Annotated in this window: 1 protein-coding gene; it reads left to right on the top strand. The window is 52.8% G+C overall.

All coding sequences use genetic code 11. The features are described 5' to 3' along the window. A partial coding sequence (locus MKR94_RS16745; protein WP_241647921.1) for a hypothetical protein occupies positions 1-250 on the top strand: 250 nt, incomplete at both ends.

Here is a 250-nt window from a genome sequence, read left to right as displayed (position 1 = left end):
GAATTAACGCGAAATGGGAAGCGTTAAAAACCAAGTTAACCTCACTGTCTGACTATCTCCCAGACTGGTTAACAGGGAAAAATACCCCTGTAATAAGCCCCACGCCCGGTACGTCGCCAGCCGCTTCCCGTGCTTTTGCCGGGATGTATGACACAGGTGGAACGATTGGGCGCGGCCAGTTTGGCATTGTGGGCGAGAATGGCCCTGAGATTGTCAATGGCCCGGCAAATATTACGAGCCGCCGTAAAAC

Origin of the sequence: Rosenbergiella metrosideri, assembly GCF_022602565.1 — a bacterium.
GTDB classification, from domain to species: Bacteria; Pseudomonadota; Gammaproteobacteria; order Enterobacterales; family Enterobacteriaceae; genus Rosenbergiella; species Rosenbergiella metrosideri.
This window is presented reverse-complemented; position numbering and strand designations above follow the sequence as displayed.